This is a genomic window from Mycobacterium sp. NBC_00419 (assembly GCF_036023875.1).
Lineage (GTDB): Bacteria > Actinomycetota > Actinomycetes > Mycobacteriales > Mycobacteriaceae > Mycobacterium.
The window spans coordinates 2,037,667-2,056,328 of sequence record NZ_CP107931.1 but is presented as its reverse complement, the minus strand read 5'-3'; the positions used below and the strand labels follow the sequence as shown (position 1 = coordinate 2,056,328).

24 protein-coding genes are annotated in these 18,662 nt (G+C 67.9%); 11 read left to right on the top strand and 13 right to left on the bottom strand.

Annotation, left to right across the window (positions count from 1 at the left end; genetic code table 11):
• The first annotated feature begins 4 nt into the window (after nucleotides 1-4).
• Nucleotides 5-394, top strand: a complete 390-nt coding sequence (locus OG976_RS09655) for a sterol carrier family protein (RefSeq protein WP_328361099.1) — start codon at nucleotides 5-7, stop codon at nucleotides 392-394.
• A gap of 94 nt (nucleotides 395-488) precedes the next feature.
• On the top strand, nucleotides 489-2,039 hold the full coding sequence (gene purF / locus OG976_RS09650; RefSeq protein WP_328363342.1) for an amidophosphoribosyltransferase: 1,551 nt from the start codon (nucleotides 489-491) through the stop codon (nucleotides 2,037-2,039).
• Nucleotides 2,040-2,048: 9 nt separating this feature from the next.
• Here the strand turns inward: purF and OG976_RS09645 are convergent, their stop codons facing one another.
• Together OG976_RS09645 and OG976_RS09640 are read right to left on the bottom strand one after the other, a co-directional pair.
• Nucleotides 2,049-3,356, bottom strand: a complete 1,308-nt coding sequence (locus OG976_RS09645; RefSeq protein ID WP_328361097.1) for a DUF2867 domain-containing protein — start codon at nucleotides 3,354-3,356, stop codon at nucleotides 2,049-2,051.
• A 133-nt stretch (nucleotides 3,357-3,489) separates the two neighbouring features.
• Entirely contained in the window at nucleotides 3,490-3,912 is a 423-nt protein-coding gene (locus tag OG976_RS09640) for a cupin domain-containing protein (RefSeq protein ID WP_328361094.1), read from the bottom strand.
• Nucleotides 3,913-4,009: 97 nt separating this feature from the next.
• Between OG976_RS09640 and OG976_RS09635 the strand changes: the two genes are divergently transcribed.
• Both OG976_RS09635 and purM read left to right on the top strand, forming a co-directional pair.
• Entirely contained in the window at nucleotides 4,010-4,627 is a 618-nt protein-coding gene (locus OG976_RS09635; RefSeq protein WP_328361091.1) for a DUF2461 domain-containing protein, read from the top strand.
• Nucleotides 4,628-4,675: 48 nt separating this feature from the next.
• A complete protein-coding gene (purM, locus tag OG976_RS09630) occupies nucleotides 4,676-5,746 on the top strand; it encodes a phosphoribosylformylglycinamidine cyclo-ligase (protein ID WP_328361088.1) in 1,071 nt (356 codons plus the stop codon).
• A gap of 15 nt (nucleotides 5,747-5,761) precedes the next feature.
• Here the strand turns inward: purM and OG976_RS09625 are convergent, their stop codons facing one another.
• Nucleotides 5,762-5,947, bottom strand: coding sequence for a DUF3073 domain-containing protein (locus OG976_RS09625; protein WP_328361085.1), 186 nt, complete (start codon nucleotides 5,945-5,947; stop codon nucleotides 5,762-5,764).
• Nucleotides 5,948-6,083: 136 nt separating this feature from the next.
• Complete coding sequence (ygfZ, locus tag OG976_RS09620; RefSeq protein WP_328361082.1) at nucleotides 6,084-7,160, bottom strand: CAF17-like 4Fe-4S cluster assembly/insertion protein YgfZ; 1,077 nt, start codon at nucleotides 7,158-7,160, stop codon at nucleotides 6,084-6,086.
• 48 nt (nucleotides 7,161-7,208) lie between these two features.
• On the opposite strand from ygfZ, the gene OG976_RS09615 reads away from it, so the two are divergent.
• The gene (locus tag OG976_RS09615) at nucleotides 7,209-8,093 is read left to right on the top strand and encodes an aminodeoxychorismate lyase (RefSeq protein WP_328363339.1); all 885 of its coding nucleotides are present in this window, start codon (nucleotides 7,209-7,211) and stop codon (nucleotides 8,091-8,093) included.
• A gap of 249 nt (nucleotides 8,094-8,342) precedes the next feature.
• Here the strand turns inward: OG976_RS09615 and OG976_RS09610 are convergent, their stop codons facing one another.
• Complete coding sequence (locus OG976_RS09610) at nucleotides 8,343-8,696, bottom strand: hypothetical protein (RefSeq protein ID WP_328361080.1); 354 nt, start codon at nucleotides 8,694-8,696, stop codon at nucleotides 8,343-8,345.
• A 163-nt stretch (nucleotides 8,697-8,859) separates the two neighbouring features.
• On the opposite strand from OG976_RS09610, the gene OG976_RS09605 reads away from it, so the two are divergent.
• Genes OG976_RS09605 through OG976_RS09595 form a run of 3 tightly spaced genes read left to right on the top strand, consistent with a single transcriptional unit; the run spans nucleotide 8,860 to nucleotide 11,281 of the window.
• Nucleotides 8,860-9,714, top strand: coding sequence for an ABC transporter substrate-binding protein (locus tag OG976_RS09605; protein ID WP_328361077.1), 855 nt, complete (start codon nucleotides 8,860-8,862; stop codon nucleotides 9,712-9,714).
• Complete coding sequence (locus OG976_RS09600; RefSeq protein ID WP_328361074.1) at nucleotides 9,711-10,538, top strand: amino acid ABC transporter permease; 828 nt, start codon at nucleotides 9,711-9,713, stop codon at nucleotides 10,536-10,538. Before OG976_RS09605 ends, OG976_RS09600 begins: the two co-directional genes overlap by 4 nt.
• The gene (locus tag OG976_RS09595) at nucleotides 10,535-11,281 is read left to right on the top strand and encodes an amino acid ABC transporter ATP-binding protein (RefSeq protein WP_328361071.1); all 747 of its coding nucleotides are present in this window, start codon (nucleotides 10,535-10,537) and stop codon (nucleotides 11,279-11,281) included. The genes OG976_RS09600 and OG976_RS09595 overlap by 4 nt, the downstream gene beginning before the upstream one ends.
• Here the strand turns inward: OG976_RS09595 and OG976_RS09590 are convergent.
• The 8 genes from OG976_RS09590 to lmeA form a co-directional block, all read right to left on the bottom strand.
• Nucleotides 11,278-11,556: a hypothetical protein gene (locus tag OG976_RS09590; RefSeq protein WP_328361068.1), complete on the bottom strand. Its 279-nt coding sequence runs from the start codon at nucleotides 11,554-11,556 to the stop codon at nucleotides 11,278-11,280. The genes OG976_RS09595 and OG976_RS09590 overlap by 4 nt on opposite strands.
• Complete coding sequence (locus OG976_RS09585) at nucleotides 11,556-12,203, bottom strand: FABP family protein (RefSeq protein WP_328361065.1); 648 nt, start codon at nucleotides 12,201-12,203, stop codon at nucleotides 11,556-11,558. The genes OG976_RS09590 and OG976_RS09585 overlap by 1 nt, the downstream gene beginning before the upstream one ends.
• Nucleotides 12,204-12,375: 172 nt before the next feature.
• Nucleotides 12,376-12,678, bottom strand: coding sequence for a DUF1416 domain-containing protein (locus OG976_RS09580; RefSeq protein ID WP_328361062.1), 303 nt, complete (start codon nucleotides 12,676-12,678; stop codon nucleotides 12,376-12,378).
• Between the two features lie 2 nt (nucleotides 12,679-12,680).
• Entirely contained in the window at nucleotides 12,681-13,514 is an 834-nt protein-coding gene (locus OG976_RS09575; protein ID WP_328361059.1) for a sulfurtransferase, read from the bottom strand.
• 37 nt (nucleotides 13,515-13,551) lie between these two features.
• The gene (locus tag OG976_RS09570; RefSeq protein ID WP_328361056.1) at nucleotides 13,552-14,019 is read right to left on the bottom strand and encodes a DUF4395 domain-containing protein; all 468 of its coding nucleotides are present in this window, start codon (nucleotides 14,017-14,019) and stop codon (nucleotides 13,552-13,554) included.
• An 87-nt stretch (nucleotides 14,020-14,106) separates the two neighbouring features.
• On the bottom strand, nucleotides 14,107-14,208 hold the full coding sequence (locus OG976_RS26825) for an Ms5788A family Cys-rich leader peptide (RefSeq protein ID WP_442930448.1): 102 nt from the start codon (nucleotides 14,206-14,208) through the stop codon (nucleotides 14,107-14,109).
• 20 nt (nucleotides 14,209-14,228) lie between these two features.
• Nucleotides 14,229-14,651 (bottom strand): TlpA family protein disulfide reductase, encoded by a 423-nt coding sequence (locus OG976_RS09565; protein ID WP_328361053.1) that lies wholly within the window; start codon nucleotides 14,649-14,651, stop codon nucleotides 14,229-14,231.
• A complete protein-coding gene (gene lmeA / locus OG976_RS09560) occupies nucleotides 14,648-15,445 on the bottom strand; it encodes a mannan chain length control protein LmeA (RefSeq protein WP_328361050.1) in 798 nt (265 codons plus the stop codon). The genes OG976_RS09565 and lmeA overlap by 4 nt, the downstream gene beginning before the upstream one ends.
• Nucleotides 15,446-15,627: 182 nt before the next feature.
• On the opposite strand from lmeA, the gene OG976_RS09555 reads away from it, so the two are divergent.
• From OG976_RS09555 to pstS, 3 genes are all read left to right on the top strand, one after another.
• On the top strand, nucleotides 15,628-16,416 hold the full coding sequence (locus OG976_RS09555) for a winged helix-turn-helix transcriptional regulator (protein ID WP_328363336.1): 789 nt from the start codon (nucleotides 15,628-15,630) through the stop codon (nucleotides 16,414-16,416).
• Nucleotides 16,413-17,345 carry a mycothiol synthase gene (gene mshD, locus OG976_RS09550; protein WP_328361047.1) on the top strand — a complete coding sequence of 311 codons (933 nt, stop codon included), beginning with the start codon at nucleotides 16,413-16,415 and terminating at the stop codon, nucleotides 17,343-17,345. Before OG976_RS09555 ends, mshD begins: the two co-directional genes overlap by 4 nt.
• Nucleotides 17,346-17,496: 151 nt before the next feature.
• The gene (gene pstS / locus OG976_RS09545) at nucleotides 17,497-18,624 is read left to right on the top strand and encodes a phosphate ABC transporter substrate-binding protein PstS (protein ID WP_328361044.1); all 1,128 of its coding nucleotides are present in this window, start codon (nucleotides 17,497-17,499) and stop codon (nucleotides 18,622-18,624) included.
• The last annotated feature ends 38 nt before the right edge of the window (nucleotides 18,625-18,662 follow it).

The window sequence follows — 18,662 nt, the reverse complement described above, 5'->3', positions numbered from 1 at the left end:
GCGGATGACATCCCGCCGCACCGCAGACCCGGAGGCGACGCGTGCCGCGGTCCGCGCGGTGGCGGACTGGCTCGGCGACGAGAACGCCGTCGCCCCAGACCGATCCGCGATCGCGGTGGCCGTCCGGTTGACCGCCCGTACCCTGGCCGCCCTGGCTCCCGGCGCCAGCGTCGAAGTGCGCATCCCGCCGTTCGCGGCCGTCCAGTGCATCGACGGTCCCCGGCACACCCGCGGTACGCCACCCAACGTCGTCGAGACCGACCCGCGAACCTGGCTGCGACTGGCGACCGGTCATCTCGAACTTGCCGAGGCCGCACGCGACGGGAGACTGCGACTGTCCGGATCGCGTGCCGCCGAGGTGGGCCAGTTTCTGCCATTGGTGAAACCGGACTGAGCCCGCCGGCGACACTCGCCGTTCAATTCCGCGTTTTGCGCCGATCACCGTAGACTGGGCTCACGCCAACTACCTCCGCCAGGGAGCAGCCCATATCGTGACCGGCCAACTGGAAAACGAGCCTCGCGAAGAGTGCGGCGTCTTTGGAGTCTGGGCTCCGGGTGAAGATGTTGCCAAACTCACTTACTACGGCCTCTATGCCCTACAACACAGGGGCCAGGAGGCGGCCGGCATCGCCGTCGCCGACGGATCACAGGTGCTGGTCTTCAAAGATCTGGGTCTCGTCAGCCAGGTGTTCGACGAGCAGACACTGGCCGCGATGCCGGGCCACGTCGCCATCGGCCACTGCCGTTACTCCACCACCGGCTCCACCACCTGGGAGAACGCCCAGCCGGTATTCCGCAACACTGCGGCGGGTACCGGAGTTGCCTTGGGGCACAACGGAAATCTGGTCAACACCACCGATATGGCACGGCGCGCCCGGGAAGCCGGCCTGATCAACCCCAACATGCCGGGGGCGGCGACCACCGACTCCGACATCCTCGGAGCGCTACTGGCTCACGGCGCGGCGGACTCCACGCTGGAACAGGCTGCCCTCGAACTGCTGCCGACGGTGCGCGGCGCGTTCTGCCTGACCTTCATGGACGAGAACACCCTCTACGCCGCCCGCGACCCGTTCGGGGTGCGGCCGTTGTCGCTCGGCCGGCTGGACCGCGGCTGGGTGGTCGCCTCCGAGACGGCGGCCCTCGACATCGTCGGCGCCTCCTTCGTACGCGACATCGAACCCGGTGAACTGCTGGCCATCGACGCCGACGGCGTGCGCTCCAGCCGGTTCGCCAACCCGACGCCGAAGGGCTGCGTCTTCGAGTACGTCTATCTCGCCCGCCCTGACAGCACCCTGGCCGGCCGCTCGGTACACGGCGCTCGGGTGGACATCGGCCGCCGGCTGGCCCGCGAGAAGCCGGTCGAGGCCGATCTGGTGATCGGTGTTCCCGAGTCGGGCACCCCGGCCGCGGTCGGCTACGCCCAGGAGTCCGGGATTCCGTTCGGTCAGGGCCTGATGAAGAACGCCTACGTCGGGCGCACCTTCATCCAGCCGTCGCAGACCATCCGTCAGCTCGGTATCCGGCTCAAGCTGAACCCGCTCAAAGAGGTGATCCGCGGTAAGCGGCTCATCGTCGTCGACGACTCGATCGTCCGCGGCAACACCCAGCGCGCCCTGTTGCGGATGCTGCGCGAGGCCGGAGCGGTCGAGGTGCACGTGCGCATCGCCTCCCCGCCGGTGCGGTGGCCGTGCTTCTACGGCATCGATTTCGCCACCCCGGCCGAACTGATCGCCAACGCGGTGGACAACGAGGACGAGATGCTCGAAGCGGTGCGGCACGCGATCGGCGCCGACTCGCTGGGCTACATCTCTCAGCAGGGCATGATCGCCGCCACCGAACAACCCGCGTCCCGGCTGTGCTGCGCCTGCTTCGACGGCAGTTACCCGATCGAGTTGCCCGGCGAGACCCAGCTCGGCAAGAACGTCGTCGAACACATGCTGGCCACCGCCGCCCGCACCGGCCTACCGATCGTGGAGGCCGATCCCCGGCGTACGGTCCAATCCGACAACGACAACGTCTCGGCGTTACGCCGGCCCTAGCGGCAGACCTCAGCCCGCCGCCGTGGTCACCCTGCGGACCCGGGCATCAAGTCTCATCGCCTGCACCGGACGGCCGGCGTACCAGTACAGCCGCCCGAACAGCCCACGCGGATAGAAGATCGCCCGCTGCTCGTAGCGGCTGCCGTCGCCTTCCGGGGTGATGCGCATTTCCAGCCATCGATCGCCGAGTGCGGTGTTCGCGGCCCGCAGCCGCAGCACCTTCCCGAGCTCGCGCTCCTCGACCGTCCATCGATCCGGCACGCTGCGCTCGACGGCCTTCCACAGCCGGTCCGGGCTCGCGGCGGTGTGCCGCGACCGGGTGTCGGTATAGACCACCTCGCCGGCCCAGTCCGGATCGCTGGGCAGTTGGGCGGCGGTGCCGGTGTTCCACGTCGTCTCCACCTCGCCGCGGGCGATACGGGCCAACGCCAGCGACACCGACCGGCGATACGGGGTCAAGCCACCGGGAGGCGGCGGGATGACCGTGTCGATGTCGTGGTTGTTCATCACCGCGTCGCAGTGCAGCGACTCCACCAGTGGGCGGGCCAGGCCGGACGGGATCGGCGTCACCAATCCCACCCAGAGCGCGGCGATCCGCGGGGTGAGCACCGGCAGCACCAGCATGTGCCGCCGTCCCAGTCCGGCCACTTCGGCGTAGATCTGCATCATGTCGCCGTATTCGAGGACGTCGGGTCCGCCGATGTCCCAGGTTCGCGACTTCGGCACCACGGCGGTGGCGGCCGCAACGAGGTAGTGCAACACGTCGCGGATGGCGATCGGCTGGATCTTGTTGTGCACCCACTTCGGCGTGGTCATCACCGGCAGCACGTCGGTGAGGTGCCGGATCATCTCGAACGACGCCGAACCCGAGCCCACCACGACGCCTGCCTGGAGCACGATGGACTCGATCCCCGAGGCGATCAGGATCTCGCCGACCGTGGTGCGTGACGTCAAATGTGTTGAGAGACCGACACCTTCGGGATGCAACCCGCTGAGGTAGACGATGCGCCGCACGCCGGCGGTGCGAGCGGCCGTCACGACGTTCTGTGCGGCGCGGCGCTCCTCGGTGGCGAAATCCTTCTCCAGGCCCATCGAGTGCACCAGGTAGTAGACGACGTCGACGTCGGCGAAGGCCTCCTCGAGCGAGGCGACGTCGTTCAGGTCGCCGCGGGCCACTTCGGCCTTGTTGCGCCACGGCACGTTGGCCAGCTTGTCCGGATTGCGCGCCAGCGCCCGCACCGTGAAGCCGCTTTCGAGAAGTCGTGGCACCAGGCGGCCCCCGATGTAGCCCGTCGCACCCGTGACCAGGCACCTCATCTGCTCAGCCGACACCGAAACCCTCCCATCCGTCGACTCTTATTCGGAGCCGACGCCCTTCCGGATTGCCCCCACCGGCGCCAGTTATGCCGACCCGGTCACATCTGTCAGCGCGCGGCAGCCCGCGCCGAACTCAGAACGGGCACCCCGGGTCGGGCATGTCGACGGCGGGCGGGCTGCCGGCCGGATCGATGTAGAGCACCCACAGGACGAGCGGGACCGCGCCTTCGTTGCGGCCTTCGTGGATGTAGCCGGGGCCGCTGCGCTCGGTGATCGGATCACCCGCGTCGTACACGCCGTCGATCGTGCAGCCGCTGTCGTAGTGGGTCAGCGTGCCGGCCTTGACGACCCCGAACAGCTGACCCGGGTGGTAGTGCCAGCCGGTGGTGCCGCCCGGCGCGATGGTGATCTCCTTGCTGATGTAGTCCTTGCCGTTCAGCGATGCCTGCGACATCGTCACCGCTTCCACACCTTCACCGGGGCTGGCGGAGGCCGAGCCCGGCGCGACCACCACTCCCAGGGCTGCTGTCAGCGCCAGCCACCGCCATGCCGTCATGTCGGCAAGCGTGTCATGCCGGCACCGGTCGTGGGCGGCAACAGGCGACCGGGCCGATAGTGCACGACGCGCGCCGACTGCCTCCACAATGGCTGCCATGGCGTTTACCGGTTGGCCCATCGAGGCGGTCGAGTTCTACGAAGGCCTGGAGGCCGACAACTCCAAGGTCTACTGGACCGAGCACAAAGCGGTCTACGACCGCCACGTGAAGGCGCCGATGGAGCAGCTGCTGATCGAGCTGGCCGATGAGTTCGGCGCTGGCAAGATTTTTCGGCCCTACCGCGACGTCCGGTTCAGCGCCGACAAGACCCCCTACAAGACCAACTGCGCGGCGACGATCGGGTCGGGGTATGTGTCGTTCTCCGCCGACGGTCTGTCGGTGGGCGGCGGGCTGTACATGCCCGATCCCAAGACACTGGCGCGCTACCGCGAGGCCGTGGATAAGCAGAAGTCCGGTGCCGAGCTCGCCGCGATCGTCGCGGATCTGCGGGCGGCCGGCTACGAGATCATGGCCCACGACGTGCTCAAGACCGCACCCAAGGGATATCCCAAGGAACATCCCCGGATCGAGCTGCTGCGCCACAAGGGCATCGCCATGATGAAGACCTGGCCGGTCGGCGCGTGGCTGGGCACCAAGAAGGCCAAAGAGCGCGCGGTGACCACGCTGCGCGCCGGGGTGCCGCTCAACGAGTGGATCGCCCGGCAGGTTGGGTGAACCCCGGCACGTTACGGCGCCGGTCCACGACCGGTAGCCTTATGCCCGATGACTGATCGCGAGGAAGACAGCCAGATCTCCTACGCATCGGCCGGGGTTGACATCGAGGCCGGTGACCGCGCCGTCGAGCTGTTCAAACCGCTGGCCAAGCGGGCCAGTAGGCCCGAGGTGCGTGGCGGTTTGGGCGGGTTCGCCGGATTGTTCGCGCTGCGCGGCGGCTACCGTGAGCCGCTGCTGGCCGCCTCGACCGACGGCGTCGGCACCAAGCTGGCCGTCGCGCAGGCGATGGACAAGCACGACACCGTCGGACTGGATCTGGTCGCCATGGTGGTCGACGACCTCGTGGTGTGCGGTGCCGAGCCGCTGTTCCTGCAGGACTACATCGCGGTCGGCCGCACCGTTCCCGAGCGGGTCGCCGCGATCGTCGCCGGCATCGCCGAGGGTTGTGTGCTGGCCGGGTGCGCCCTGCTGGGCGGCGAGACGGCCGAACATCCCGGGCTGATGGATCCCGACCACTACGACATCTCGGCCACCGGCGTCGGTGTGGTGGAGGCCGACGACGTACTGGGTCCCGACCGGGTGCGTCCAGGCGACGTCATCATCGCGATGGGTTCGTCGGGACTGCACTCCAACGGCTATTCGCTGGCCCGCAAGGTGCTTCTGGAGATCGACCGGATGAACCTGGCCGGCCACGTCGAGGAATTCGGGCGCACATTGGGCGAAGAGCTACTCGAGCCCACCCGCATCTACGCCAAGGACTGTCTGGCGCTGGCCGCCGAGACTCAGGTCCGCACGTTCTGCCACGTCACCGGCGGCGGTTTGGCGGGCAACCTCGAGCGGGTCATCCCGCACGGTCTGGTCGCCGAGTTGGACCGCGGAACGTGGACTCCCGCCCCGGTTTTCACGATGATCGCTCAGCGCGGACGGATCGACCGCCCCGAGATGGAGAAGACCTTCAATATGGGCGTCGGCATGGTTGCCATCGTCGCTCCGGAGGACACCGATCGCGCGCTGGCCATCCTGACCGCCCGGCACCTGAATTGCTGGACGCTGGGAACGGTCGCCAAGGGTAAAGATGGCCCACGAGCAACGCTCGTGGGCCAGCACCCACGGTTTTAGAAGAGGGAGGGCGGCTCAGGGCCGCCAGTCGTCCTCATCGGTCCACGAGTCCTCGACGAACCCGTTCTCGGACCTTTCGGGTTCGCCCGCGCCCGAACCGGCCAGCTCCTTACGGAGCCGATCGACATCGATCTGCGGAGAGCTGTACTTAAGCTCTCTAGCAACCTTGGTCTGCTTCGCCTTAGCCCGGCCGCGGCCCATGGGGGAACCCCCTCGCGCAATAACGGAGCGGCCCGAATTCAGGCGGCTCCGATCTGTGTGTTGGTTATTGTCCTGCCAACACTTTACCGTGCCCCGCTCCGATGTGCTGGCAGGCCCGTTCGGCCGGACACGAACGTCACTTGCCGCCGCCCTTGAGGCGCTCGACAGCCAGCCGCCCCGCGCCCACGGTCTCGGTCGTCGGCAGGGAGTCCGGATCGATTTCGGCAGCGACCTGGTGTTCGCCGCCCGTGGTCAGCGCAGTGCCGGCCGGAATACCCCGTTTGACCAGAGCCAACGCGATCGGGCCGTGGTCGACGTGGTCGACCACAGTGCCCAGCCTGCCGACGGTGCGGCCCTCCGCGAGCAGCGGATCGCCGGTGGCGGGCCGGTCGCCGGACCCGTCCAGGTGCACCAGAACCAGAATCCGGGGCGGTTTACCCAGGTTGTGGACGCGCGCGACGGTCTCCTGCCCGCGGTAGCAGCCCTTGTCGAGGTGCACGGCCCGACCGATCCAGCCCACCTCGTGCGGGATGGTGCGTTCGTCGGTATCGACGCCGAGCCGGGGGCGCTGGTCGGCGACACGGTGCGCCTCGTAGGCCCACACCCCGGCCGGGTGCACCCCGACAGCCCGCAGCCGCTCCAGCCAGCCGGCCTTCTCCGAGCGGGGAACCACCAGGTCAAGTTCGATCTGGCCGGCCGCGGGCAGACGGCGGACGAAGCCTCCTGTGGGCAACGTGACAGCGGTCCACTCCTCGGGCAACCGCTGCACGCCGAGCGCGGCCAGCACGTCGGCGTCGGCCAGATGCGGCCCGAGCAGCGACAAGACCGCCAGATCGGCCGCTGCCGGTGCCACGTCGGACCAGAACACCATCTTGCTGAGGTAGGCCAGCAACGGCTCGCCGCGCCAGGATTCGGTGTCGATATAGGTGACGCCGCCAAGGTCGGTCTGCACCCAGTGATCCTCGACACGGCCCTGGCCGTCGAGGCTGAGGTTTTCGGTCACCGCGCCGTCCGGCAGCTCGCTGACGTGCTGCGAGGAGATCGAATGCAACCAGCTGCGCCGGTCGGCTCCGGTGAGGGTGATGACCGCGCGGTGCGAGCGGTCGATGACGACGGCCTCGCGCTCGGCGGTGCGTTGTTCGCCGAGCGGGTCACCGTAGTGCCACACCGCCCCGGCATCGGGTGAGTTGGCGGGGGCGGCGACTGCGGACACAGATCAACTCTACGGAGCCTGCCAGTACGCTGTGACTTCATGCCTGGAATGCCCAGTGGCCTGTCGGTTGTCGTCACCCTCGACGGGCAGGTGCGCGATCCGGGCGCGCCTCTGCTGTTCGCCGACGACCTGGCTGCCGTGCGCGGCGACGGGGTCTTCGAGACACTGCTCGTGCGCGACGGCAGGGCCTGCCTCGTGGAGGCGCACCTGCATCGGTTGGTCCAGTCGGCCAAGGCCATGGAGCTACCGGAGCCGGACCTGCCCGCCTGGCGGCATGCCATCGGCGTCGCTGTCGGCCAGTGGATCGCGGCTACGCCCACCGAAGGCGCCTTGCGTCTGGTCTACAGCCGCGGCCGGGAGAGCGGCTCGGCGCCAACCGCATACCTGACGGTCAACCCTGTCGCGGAACGGGTGGCGGCCACCCGGAGCAACGGTCTGGCCGCGGTCGTGCTCGAACGCGGACTGCCGGCCTCCGGAGTGGACGCGATGCCCTGGCTGGTGGCCGGGGCCAAGACGCTGTCCTACGCGGTGAACATGGCCGCCCTGCGGCATGCCGCAGCCAAGGACGCCGGTGACGTGATCTTCGTCAGCTCCGATGGGTTCATCCTCGAAGGCCCGCGCTCGACGGTGGTGATCGCCGACAGTGCGGACGCCTCGGGGCGGGTCTGTCTCTACACCCCGCCGCCCTGGTATCCGATTCTGCGCGGCACCACCCAGCAGGCCTTGTTCGACGTGGCCCGCGCAAAGGGATACGACTGCGACTACCGCGCTCTTCGTCCTGCCGATTTGTTTGCCGCACAGGGTGTTTGGCTGGTATCGAGCATCACGCTTGCGGCGCGTGTGCACACCCTGGACGGCCGCCACCTGAAGCCGGCGCCGCTGGCCGCCGAGATCTCCGAGTTGGTCGACGCGGCGATCCTCAGCGATCGCTGAGCGCGAAAAACTGTTGCCTCCCCTGGCGCGCCGCGGGTACCGTCGGCCGTACACAAGGAAGGAGGTGGTCCGGAATTTTGAGTAGTACTTCTAGGACATGTGAGGTGGCTGCCCGCTAGCAGCACCAGGTGCCGGAATCACCTTCGCCCTGAGCGCGCTGGCGAATTCCAGGCAGCTACCCGGCCCCCGAGCCCCTGGTTTTGTCCAACCAGGAATAACGGCTCGGGGGCCGACCCATATCTGGGGCCGCTAGCGCTGCTGGGGCGGCTGCGGCGCCAGCGAGGCGCAGGCCTGCAGCCCCTTGTCCCAGACTCCCTGATCCACGCCCGGAGGCGCCGGCGGCTGCCCACCTTGACCGCCGGGTCCGCCGAGTCCGCCAGGTCCGCCCTGCGGCGGCTGCCCGGCCGGTGCGCCGGGTCCGCCGGGTCCGCCCTGTGGCGGCGCCGGCACACCGTTGTCTGTCATGCACTGGATGAACGGGTCACCTGCTCCACCGGGACCGGCGGGCGCGGCTTCGCTCGGGGCCGAGCAGCCCACCAGACCGCCGACCAGAGCCGCCCCGAGAACGGCCATGGCGGTGGCGTGTCGCGGTCGCAGAGTCATGTCATCTCTCCTTGGTTGGGGAACGAACTCCGCCGACCGTATGGCCCTCAGGTAGGCGGCGATTAGCACCTCGCTATGGCATCGCTGTGAGGCCGCACGGCCCCGTACAAACACGATGACCGGATTGGTGGCGCCGCGGCCCGCGGTGCGCGATGATGCCGCGATGCGTACAGGCTTGGTCATGATCACCGTCGCGGCGTCGACGGCACTGCTGGTGTTGGCGGGTTGTGCACCCGCCGACGAGAAATCGACGACGGCGACCGGCGGTGAGAAGTGCGACAAGGGTGCGCTGGCCACCCTCAAATCCGGTGTGCTGACGTTCGGCACCGATCAACCCGCCTACCCGCCGTGGTTCGTCGACGACGACCCGTCCAACGGCAAGGGATTCGAGTCCGCGGTCGCCTACGCGGTGGCGGGCAAGCTCGGCTACGACACCAAGGACGTGCAATGGGTGCGGGTCCCGTTCAACGCCGCGATCGCGCCGGGCCCGAAAACCTTTGACGCCAACCTCAACGAGTTCTCCATCACCGAGGAGCGCAAGAACGCAGTCGACTTCTCCTCGCCGTACTACGACGTCACCCAGGCCGTCGTGACCATCAAGTCGTCGCCGGCGGCCAAGGTCACCGCGCTGGGCGGCCTGCGCGACTTGCGCCTGGGCGCCCAGGTCGGAACCACCAGTTACAACGCCGCCAAGGCGCTGGGCAGCACGGCCCCGATCGCCGTCTACAACAACAACGACGACGCCAAAGCGGCGTTGACGAACGGCCAGATCGACGCGCTGGTGCTCGACCTGCCGACGGCTTTCCAAGTGCAGAGCGAGTTGACCGATGGTGTGATCGTGGGCCAATTGCCTTCGGGGACAGACAAACCCGAGCAGTTCGGGATTGTGCTGGACAAGGGCAGCAAGCTAACCCCGTGCGTCTCGGAGGCGGTCGACGCGCTGCAGAGTGACGGGACGCTGGCCAAACTGCAGCAGCAGTGGCTGGCCGAAGCCGGCAGCGCGCCGGTCCTGAAGTGACCGTCCTGGCCGTCGAGCGCCAGGCGTATCGGCGGTCGAGGGCACGGCGTTCCACGCTGGTCGCCCTGGTCTCCACCGTGGTGTTCGCCGCGGTGGCCGCGCTGGCGACGATGTCGTCGCCGGGCTGGCCGCGGGTGCGGGAGTCGTTCTTCAACCTCCGCGTGGGCTGGGACAGCCTGCCTGCCGTGCTCGACGGTCTGTGGCTCAACGTCCGCGTGCTGGTGGTCTGCCAGATCCTGATCCTGGCCTTCGGGTTGGGCCTGGCCGCGGTGCGCACCCTGCGCGGGCCGGTGTGGTTCCCGGTGCGCGCACTGGCCACCGGCTACGTCGACCTGTTCCGGGGATTGCCCCTGATCATCTGCCTCTATCTCGTCGGGTTCGGACTCCCGGGTCTGCGCTTAGGCGGAATTCCCAACAACCCGGTGTTGCTGGGCGGGCTGGCACTGGTCCTGGTGTACTCCGCCTACGTCGCCGAGGTGTTCAGAGCCGGCATTGAGTCGGTCCATCCGTCGCAGTTGGCGGCGGCGAAGTCGTTGGGACTGAACTACCGGAAAACGATGCGCCTAGTGGTCCTGCCTCAGGCGGTGCGCCGGGTCACTCCGGCCCTGCTCAACGATTTCGTTGCGCTGCAAAAGGATTGCGGCCTTATCTCGGTCCTGGGCGCGGTCGACGCAGTGCGCGCCGCGCAAATCCAGGTGGCCACGAGTTACAACTTCACGCCGTACGTGGTGGCCGGACTGCTCTTCGTCGCGCTGGCCGTGCCGTCGGCCAGGCTGGCCGACTGGGCGTCGCGTCGCGCCGCGACCCGCCAGGGCGCGCTGTGACCGAGGTCCTGTCGGTCCGGGGCCTGGTCAAGAGCTACGGCGACCGCAACGTTCTCGACGGTGTCGACCTCGACGTCGCCGAACACCAGGTGGTGGTCCTCATCGGAGCGTCGGGATCAGGCAAGTCGACGTTGTTGCGGTGTGTGGACCTGCTCGAGGACATCGACGAGGGCCAGATCTTCCTGGACGGGCGCGATATCAGCGACCCACGCGTGGACGCCGACGCCGCCCGCCGACCCATCGGCATGGTGTTCCAGTCGTTCAACCTGTTCCCGCACATGAAAGTGCTCGACAACGTCACCCTGGCGCCCCGGGTCGTGCACGGCCGCGGTCGGCGGGAAGCACAGGAGCGCGGCCGGGAACTGCTGGCCCGGGTTGGGCTGGCGGACAAGGCCGACGCCTATCCGGACAAGCTGTCCGGCGGTCAGCAGCAGCGCGTGGCCATCGCGCGCGCACTGGCCTACGACCCCCGGTTGCTCCTCCTCGATGAGATCACCAGTGCGCTGGATCCCGAACTCGTCGGCGAGGTGCTCGATCTGGTCGGGGAACTGGCGACATCCGGGCGCACGATCGTCATGGCCACCCACGAGATGGGGTTCGCGCGGCAGGTGGCCGACACCGTGTGCTTCCTCGACGGCGGCAAGATCATCGAATCAGGTTCTGCTGAACAGGTTTTGAACAATCCGCAGCATGAACGGACCCAGCAGTTCCTGCGTCGGGTCACCAGCATCAGGGGTGATTAGCCCGCCGGGCCGGGACCCAGCGGTGAACACGCCCTCATCGCGTCGTCCCAGGTCTTCGGGTCGACGCCGGCGGGCGGCCCGAGCACGACCGAGCCCCCGGATTCCGAGACCCCGTGCTGCTGGAGGCAATGCGCCAGCGATCCGTGCTCGGCAGGGGTGATGGTCGCTTCGGTCGGCGCCGGGCTGATCGTGGTCGGCGGTCCGGACGGGGTCGGGCTCGACGAGCACGCCGCGAGCAGCGCGACACTCACCGAGACGAGGAGCAGCCGACGCATCAGCCGACGTGCCGCGAGAGTCGTGCGGACAGATGGGGCACCAAGCCGCCGTCGGCGTCGACCCGCTCCTCCACGTAGGCCAGGTCACCGTTCTCGACGATGCCGTACAGCCGCTTGGCGCCGCCGACCAGAACACCGGATTTACTGCGTGCCAGCGCGTCGGTAACCAGCTCCCACGACGACTGGGTGCGAGGCTGTCCGTAGAACAGCTCGACGTAGCCGGCCGAGTGGGCCAGCAGCAGTTCGATGGCCTGCGACTCACCCGGGTCATCGGGATCGTCGACGAACCGCCAGAAGCCGGTCTCGCGCAGGCCGGGGGAGTCATAGCCGCCGTCCTCGTCCAGCCGCCACGAGCGGGCTTCCCAGTTCAGGTAGTCGCCGCCGTCATGGGAGACGATGATCTGCTGGCCGAACCGGTAATCGCCCTGCGGGCCACGCCCCTCGCCCTCGCCTCGCCACACCCCGACCAGCGGCAGCAACGCGAGCAACGCGGCGTGCAGGTCGGCGCCGAGGCGCAGATTGGCGGTGTCGGCAGGCAGCGGAAGGTCGTCGAACACCGGAATGTTGCGGCCCGCCGTCTCCCTGGCACGCTCGGCTGCGGCCGCGAGGGCGCGATCGCCGCTGCCGGCGATGTCGTCAGAGGTCACGACTCGTCGGTGATCAGTCGGTAGAGCGCGTACAGCGCGAACCACGTGATCAACACGACGTTGGCGACCAGCAGGATCTCGTAGAACAGAACCACGGTGGAATTCTAACCGCGCAGGACTCGGGCGGCGTCGCCACCCGAGTCCTGTCAGCGTTATGTCAGCGTGAGCCGGCTCAGGCGACTTTGATGTCGACTTCGTGGATGCCGGCGCCGGTGGGGGCGACGGTCACGTCACCGTTGCCCAGCTTCGACAGCGCCCGCACCTTCCAGGTGCCCGGCGCGGCGAAGAACCGGAAGTCCCCGGTTGCCGAGGCGACGACCTCGGCGGTGAACTCGTCGCTGGAGTCCAGCAGACGGACGAAGGCGCCACCCACGGTCTGCCCGGAGCCGTCGACAACGCGACCGGTGATCACCGTCTCCTTCTCCAGGTCGACACCGGCGGGCAGGGTCTGTCCTTGTTTGGGTGCAGAGCACATGATCAATTTCCCAACTCGATTGGGGCTCCAACGAGGGAGCCGTATTCCGTCCAACTGCCGTCGTAATTCTTGACGTTCTTGTGGCCCAACAGTTCCTGCAGCACGAACCAGGTGTGCGACGAGCGCTCACCGATGCGGCAGTAGGCGATGGTCTCCTTCTCGCCGTCCAGGCCGGCCTCGGCGTAGAGCGCGGCCAGGGCCTCGTCGGACTTGAAGGTTCCGTCCTCGTTGGCGGCCTTGCTCCACGGCACGTTGATGGCGCCGGGGATGTGGCCGGGACGCTGGCTCTGTTCCTGCGGCAGGTGAGCCGGGGCCAGGATCTTGCCCGAGAACTCGTCAGGGGAGCGGACGTCGACGAGATTCTTGGTGCCGATCGCCGAGATCACTTCCTCGCGGAAAGCGCGGATGGTGTTGTCGGGGGCCTTGGCCGAGTAGCTGGTGGCGGGCCGCGCGACAGCGTCGGCCGACAGCGGGCGGCCGTCGAGCTCCCACTTCTTGCGTCCGCCGTCGAGCAGCTTGACGTCCTCGTGGCCGTAGAGCTTGAAGTACCAGTATGCGTAGGCCGCGAACCAGTTGTTGTTGCCGCCGTAGAGCACGACAGTGTCGTCGTTGCCGATGCCGCGATCGCTCAGCAGCTTCGAGAACTGCTGGGCGTCAACGAAATCGCGCTTGACGGGATCCTGGAGATCTTGCTTCCAGTCCAGCTTGACCGCACCGGCGATATGCCCGGTGTCGTAGGCGCTGGCGTCTTCGTCGACCTCGACGAAGACGACCTTGGGGGTATCGAGATTGCTCTCGGCCCAGTCGGCGGAGACCAGGACGTCGGAGCGAGCCATGAAGTGGATCCTTTCGGTTCTTTGGTGTCGTGCAGGCTTATGCGGGAGTGCGGCGCAGTCGGGCCGCCAGCGGGTAGAGCTGGCAGCCGAGGCAGATGCCGAACGCCGCGTTGAGGAACGCGGCGAAAAGTGCGAAGGCAGTGGCGATCACACCGAGCAGGGGAGCGCCGAGGGCGAATCCGGCGACACCCGCGACGGCGAAGACCAGACCCACAAGTTGGGCAAACTTCAAGGGCGGCACCGGTTCCCGTTCGGTGACCGGACTGAGCCGGGGCGCCACGAGCGTGGCGAAGATCCGGCCGTAGGGATGCTTGCGGGGGCCGCCCACCGCCCCGATGGCGAACACGACGGCCTGAAGGCCGAGCAGAATCGCCGCGGCGACAGAGCTGACTGCCGACACCACGAGTACCGCGATGAGCACTGCGGTGGTCACCCACGCCGCGAATCGCGGACCGCGGACGTCCACCTGGGCGGGACCGGTGTTGGTGGTGATCGTGGTCGACATGGGTCTACTCCTGTTGCTGGGATGGGCTGGGTGGAGACATGCCACTAGGGGCCTGCTCCGAGCGGCGACGCGAAAAGGCGCGGCTACTCAGCAGCTACAACAACAACAGCAACAACCCGCGACGCGGCACAGATCCACTGCACGGCGCTTGGTGAGCATGAGCTCGAGGCGGGCGGACACGGCAGTCATGCTACCCAATGACACCGGTCTTAAGCCAATAGAGGCTCGAGGGCCGACCGCAGGTCAGCCACCTTGGGCACTCCCGATGTGCGGTACCGCTGGCGGCCCTCGGCGTCGAAGATGAACGTCGTCGGCAATGACAGCACCGAAAGCTTGCGCGCGGCAGCCGGGTTGGCGTCCATATCGATCTCGACGTGAGCTACGTCACGCATCTCGGCGCTCACCTGGTTGACCACCCGACGCACCCCGGCGCACGGACCGCACCACACCGCACTGAAGTGCACGATGGTCGGCCCGGTGCGCGACAGACCCAGGTCGCTGGTGTCGATGACGTCCGGATCGGCGTTGTGGCGCAGCACGCCGGAGCGGCGGCGGTGCAGCACGCCTGCGATGGCGGCGACGCCCAGTGCGGCCGCGATCGCCGCGACCACGGTGACGAGTGAAGAGGTCATGGTTGTGTGAACCCGTCCAGGCGGATGGTTACTCCCTCGGCGATGCCTTCGATGATGATGTCCGAGCCGCGGGCACCTTCGGTAGTGGGGCGAACCCCGAACGGGAGCTTCTGACCGGGCAGGCTGCCACTGAACGCCGCCAGCACCGCGGCTCGCTTGTCCTCGGGGACGTCCTGATCCGCGGAGCCGGGGCCCATCTGCAGGCCCGTTGCGGTGAACACCAATGTGGTCTGCTCGTCGCCGGCGATGGACAGGTCGACGGCCACGCTGACCGTCTTGTCGAATCCGGCCTTCTTCGGGGTTCCGGTGAACACCAGGCCCTTGTTGCCGGAGATGCCCGACTCGGTGGTGCCGCCGGTGGCGTCATTGGTCTCTCTCGACGGAGCTTCGACCATCAGGTCCTTCATGCCGATGAAGCGGCCCAGATGCGAGGAATCGATGATGATCCGGCTCTCCAGCTTGCCGACCGGAAGATCGGCGTCCGGCCTGATCAGCCAGGACGCGTCGGTGAGGTTGATGTCGTGCAAGGTCGCTTCCAGGGAGGCTTTGCCCGTGACGGCGTGGTCCACCCCGTTGGCCTTGATCTCGATCTCGTCGTAGTGGTGCCGCATGGCCTGGCGGATGAACGGGAAACCCAGAATCGCCACCGACGGGTCGAAGGACAGCCCGGCGACGCTGCGAACCGTCCTGGCCAGCCGGTACTCGGCGTAGATCGTCGCGCCGAAGTCGGCGCCGACCGCCCCGATGACCACCGCAAGGAGCGTGGTACCGAGGGCTATCAGCAGCTTCCGCACCTGCACATTCTGGCCTACCGGGAGCGGATACCCGTCGACTGATTAGCTCAGATCGGCTAAATGGCAGGTCGCGGGTTAAAGTTAGTCGACCCATGGTCGTAACGACCATATGTCGCCCATGAGTCTGGTAGGTCACCGCGACGGTGCTGTCGATGTTGGCCCATCCAGAGCATTGGAGAAATCTGTTGGACCTGCTGCTTCTGACCGTCGACCCGCATCCGGAGTCGGTGCTGCCGTCCTTGGCGCTGCTCGCACACACCGTGCGGTCGGCCCCGACGGAGGTTTCGTCGCTGCTGGAGGCAGGCAGCGCGGACGTGGCCATCGTCGACGCACGCACCGATCTGGCCGCCGCGCGGGGACTGTGCCGGCTGCTCGGCACCACGGGCACCTCGGTCCCCGTGGTGGCGGTCGTCAACGAGGGCGGTCTGGTCGCGGTCAACGTCGACTGGGGCCTGGACGAGATCCTGCTACCGAGCACCGGACCCGCCGAGATCGACGCCCGGCTTCGCCTGCTCGTCGGTCGACGCGGCGGGGCGGCCAGCCAGGAGAGCGCGGGCAAGGTCAGCCTCGGGGAACTGGTCATCGACGAAGGCACCTATACGGCGCGGCTGCGCGGGCGTCCGCTGGACCTCACGTACAAGGAATTCGAGCTGCTCAAATACCTCGCACAGCACGCCGGACGGGTGTTCACCCGGGCACAGCTGCTGCAGGAGGTGTGGGGTTACGACTTCTTCGGCGGCACCCGGACCGTCGACGTCCACGTCCGGCGGCTGCGCGCCAAGCTGGGCCCGGAGTATGAATCGCTGATCGGAACGGTCCGCAACGTCGGTTACAAGGCTGTTCGTCCCGCCCGGGGCCGGCCGGCAGCCGTGGAGTCCGACTACATCGAGGACGACGACGCCGACGGCTTTGACGGCGAGGATGTCGCCGACTCCGTGCGCGAGGCACTGCACCCCCTGCGAAGCCAGTGACCGGACCGCAGTGGCGGACCAGCCTGTCAGCAGGTGATCAACAACAGGTCCGCGAGCTGATCGACGCCGCCACCCGGGCCGACGGCGTCGCCCCCGTCGGTGAGCAGGTTCTGCGTGAGTTGCCGTATGAGCGCACCGGGCACCTGCTGGCGACCGACGCAGACGCCGTCGTCGGCTATCTGAACCTCGCACCGGGCCGTGACGACGCCGAGGCGATGGGGGAGCTGGTCGTGCACCCTCGGGTCCGCCGCCGCGGTGTCGGATCGGCTCTGCTGAACCTCGCCACCGAACGCACCGGCGGCCGGGTGCGGTACTGGGCGCATGGCACCCTGGCTGGGGCCAAGGCGGTCGCCGAGGCACAGGGGATGACTGCGGTCCGCGAGCTGATGCAGATGGGCCGAACGCTGCGTGACGTGCCCGACGCCGTCGTTGCCGACGGCGTCACCATCCGGACCTACGCCGGCCCGGCCGACGATCCCGAACTGTTGCGGGTGAACAATGCCGCCTTCTCCTGGCATCCGGAGCAGGGCGGCTGGGGTGAGGCCGAGATCAGTGGGCGCCGCGCCGAGGCCTGGTTCGACCCCGAGGGTCTGTTCCTGGCGTTCGACGACGCCACCGGAGCGCTCCTGGGCTTCCACTGGACAAAGGTGCACGCCGAGCATCCCGGTCTCGGCGAGGTGTACGTCGTGGGGGTGGATCCGGCCGCGCAGGGACGCGGCTTGGGCCGCACGCTGACGCTGGTCGGCATCGGGCATCTGGCGCGGCGCCTCGGCGGGCATGGCGACCCCTCGGTGATGCTCTACGTCGAGGCCGACAACACCGCGGCGGTGACAACCTACGAGCGGCTCGGCTTCGTCGTGAGCAACGTCGACACCGCCTACGCACCGGCCTCGACCGCCCGAATCGACGGCGGCGACACTCACAGCTGATGCGCGGCTGCGCGCAACGCTACGTTCACCAACCTGTTCACCCCGCGTTCATCTTCTCAACGGGTTCCGTCCACCACCGGCGCATAACTTCCGGAATGACGCGTGCGCCCCTGTCCGGGGCGGACCGAGCTACCTCGAGAAAGTGGGATAGGTGAATCTGAACAGGTTTGGCAAGGCGTTCTTCGTAACCGTGTCTGCGACGGCCATCACCGGGTTGACGCTCACCGCATGCGGAAGCGACAACAACGCCGGGTCGTCCTCCTCGACCGCCGCGTCGGGATCGTCGGCCTCCTCCGCTGATTGCGGCGGCAAGAACTCGCTGACCGCCGAGGGCTCGACCGCCCAGCAGAACGCGATCGCGGTGTTCAACCAGGTCTGGGGCCAGAAGTGCCCGGGCAAGAACCTGTCCTACAACCCGACCGGCTCCGGTGCGGGCGTCACCCAGTTCATCGCTGGCCAGGTCGATTTCGCCGGCTCGGACTCGGCGCTGTCGAAGGATCAGCCGGACCAGGCCGCCAAGCGCTGCGGCGGAAACCCGGCGTGGAACCTGCCGCTGGTCTTCGGTCCCGTCGCGCTGGCCTACAACCTGCCCGGTGTGGACAAGGTCGTCGTCAACGGCGACGTGCTGGCCAAGATCTTCAGCGGTGGCATCACCAACTGGAACGACCCGGCCATCGCCGCATTGAACGCCGGCGCGACCCTGCCGGACCAGAAGATCACCCCGATCTACCGCTCGGATTCCTCGGGTACCACCGACAACTTCCAGAAGTACCTGACCGCTGCCGCTCCGCAGAGCTGGACCAAGGGCGCGGGCAAGGAGTTCCAGGGCGGCGCGGGCGAGGGCGCCCAGAAGTCCGCCGGTGTGATCCAGGCCGTGCAGGCCACCCCCGGGTCGATCGGCTACGTCGAGAAGGGCTTCGCCACCCAGGCCGGTGCTGCCGTGGCGCAGATCGACACCGGTTCAGGTCCGGTGGAACTGACCGACGACACCGCGAAGAAGGCCATCGACTCCGCGAAGTTCAAGGCCGAGGGCAACGACCTCGTGCTCGATCTGGATTCGATCTACGCCACCAAGGAGGCGGGCGCCTACCCGCTGATCCTGGCGACCTACGAGATCGTCTGCTCCAAGGGCTACGACGCCGACACTGCTGCCGCGGTGAAGTCGTTCCTGACGGTGGCCGCCAACTACGGCCAGGACGGTCTCCCGGCCGCCGGCTACGTGCCGCTGCCTGATGCGTTCAAGCAGCGTCTGCTGACCGCAGTCACCGCAATCCAGTAGTAGCGCTGGCGAGGTAGGTCGATTGCGGTGACGATGGA

Bases quoted from the DNA above. Each gene is read 5' to 3' on its own strand.
- OG976_RS09655 (WP_328361099.1), top strand. From the start codon at position 5: ATGACATCCCGCCGCACCGCAGACCCGGAGGCGACGCGTGCCGCGGTC.
- OG976_RS09645 (WP_328361097.1), bottom strand. From the start codon at position 3,356: ATGAGGTGCCTGGTCACGGGTGCGACGGGCTACATCGGGGGCCGCCTG.
- OG976_RS09640 (WP_328361094.1), bottom strand. From the start codon at position 3,912: ATGACGGCATGGCGGTGGCTGGCGCTGACAGCAGCCCTGGGAGTGGTG.
- OG976_RS09635 (WP_328361091.1), top strand. From the start codon at position 4,010: ATGGCGTTTACCGGTTGGCCCATCGAGGCGGTCGAGTTCTACGAAGGC.
- purM (WP_328361088.1), top strand. From the start codon at position 4,676: ATGACTGATCGCGAGGAAGACAGCCAGATCTCCTACGCATCGGCCGGG.
- OG976_RS09625 (WP_328361085.1), bottom strand. From the start codon at position 5,947: ATGGGCCGCGGCCGGGCTAAGGCGAAGCAGACCAAGGTTGCTAGAGAG.
- OG976_RS09615 (WP_328363339.1), top strand. From the start codon at position 7,209: ATGCCCAGTGGCCTGTCGGTTGTCGTCACCCTCGACGGGCAGGTGCGC.
- OG976_RS09610 (WP_328361080.1), bottom strand. From the start codon at position 8,696: ATGACTCTGCGACCGCGACACGCCACCGCCATGGCCGTTCTCGGGGCG.
- OG976_RS09605 (WP_328361077.1), top strand. From the start codon at position 8,860: ATGCGTACAGGCTTGGTCATGATCACCGTCGCGGCGTCGACGGCACTG.
- OG976_RS09590 (WP_328361068.1), bottom strand. From the start codon at position 11,556: ATGCGTCGGCTGCTCCTCGTCTCGGTGAGTGTCGCGCTGCTCGCGGCG.
- OG976_RS09580 (WP_328361062.1), bottom strand. From the start codon at position 12,678: ATGTGCTCTGCACCCAAACAAGGACAGACCCTGCCCGCCGGTGTCGAC.
- OG976_RS09575 (WP_328361059.1), bottom strand. From the start codon at position 13,514: ATGGCTCGCTCCGACGTCCTGGTCTCCGCCGACTGGGCCGAGAGCAAT.
- OG976_RS09570 (WP_328361056.1), bottom strand. From the start codon at position 14,019: ATGTCGACCACGATCACCACCAACACCGGTCCCGCCCAGGTGGACGTC.
- OG976_RS26825 (WP_442930448.1), bottom strand. From the start codon at position 14,208: ATGACTGCCGTGTCCGCCCGCCTCGAGCTCATGCTCACCAAGCGCCGT.
- OG976_RS09565 (WP_328361053.1), bottom strand. From the start codon at position 14,651: ATGACCTCTTCACTCGTCACCGTGGTCGCGGCGATCGCGGCCGCACTG.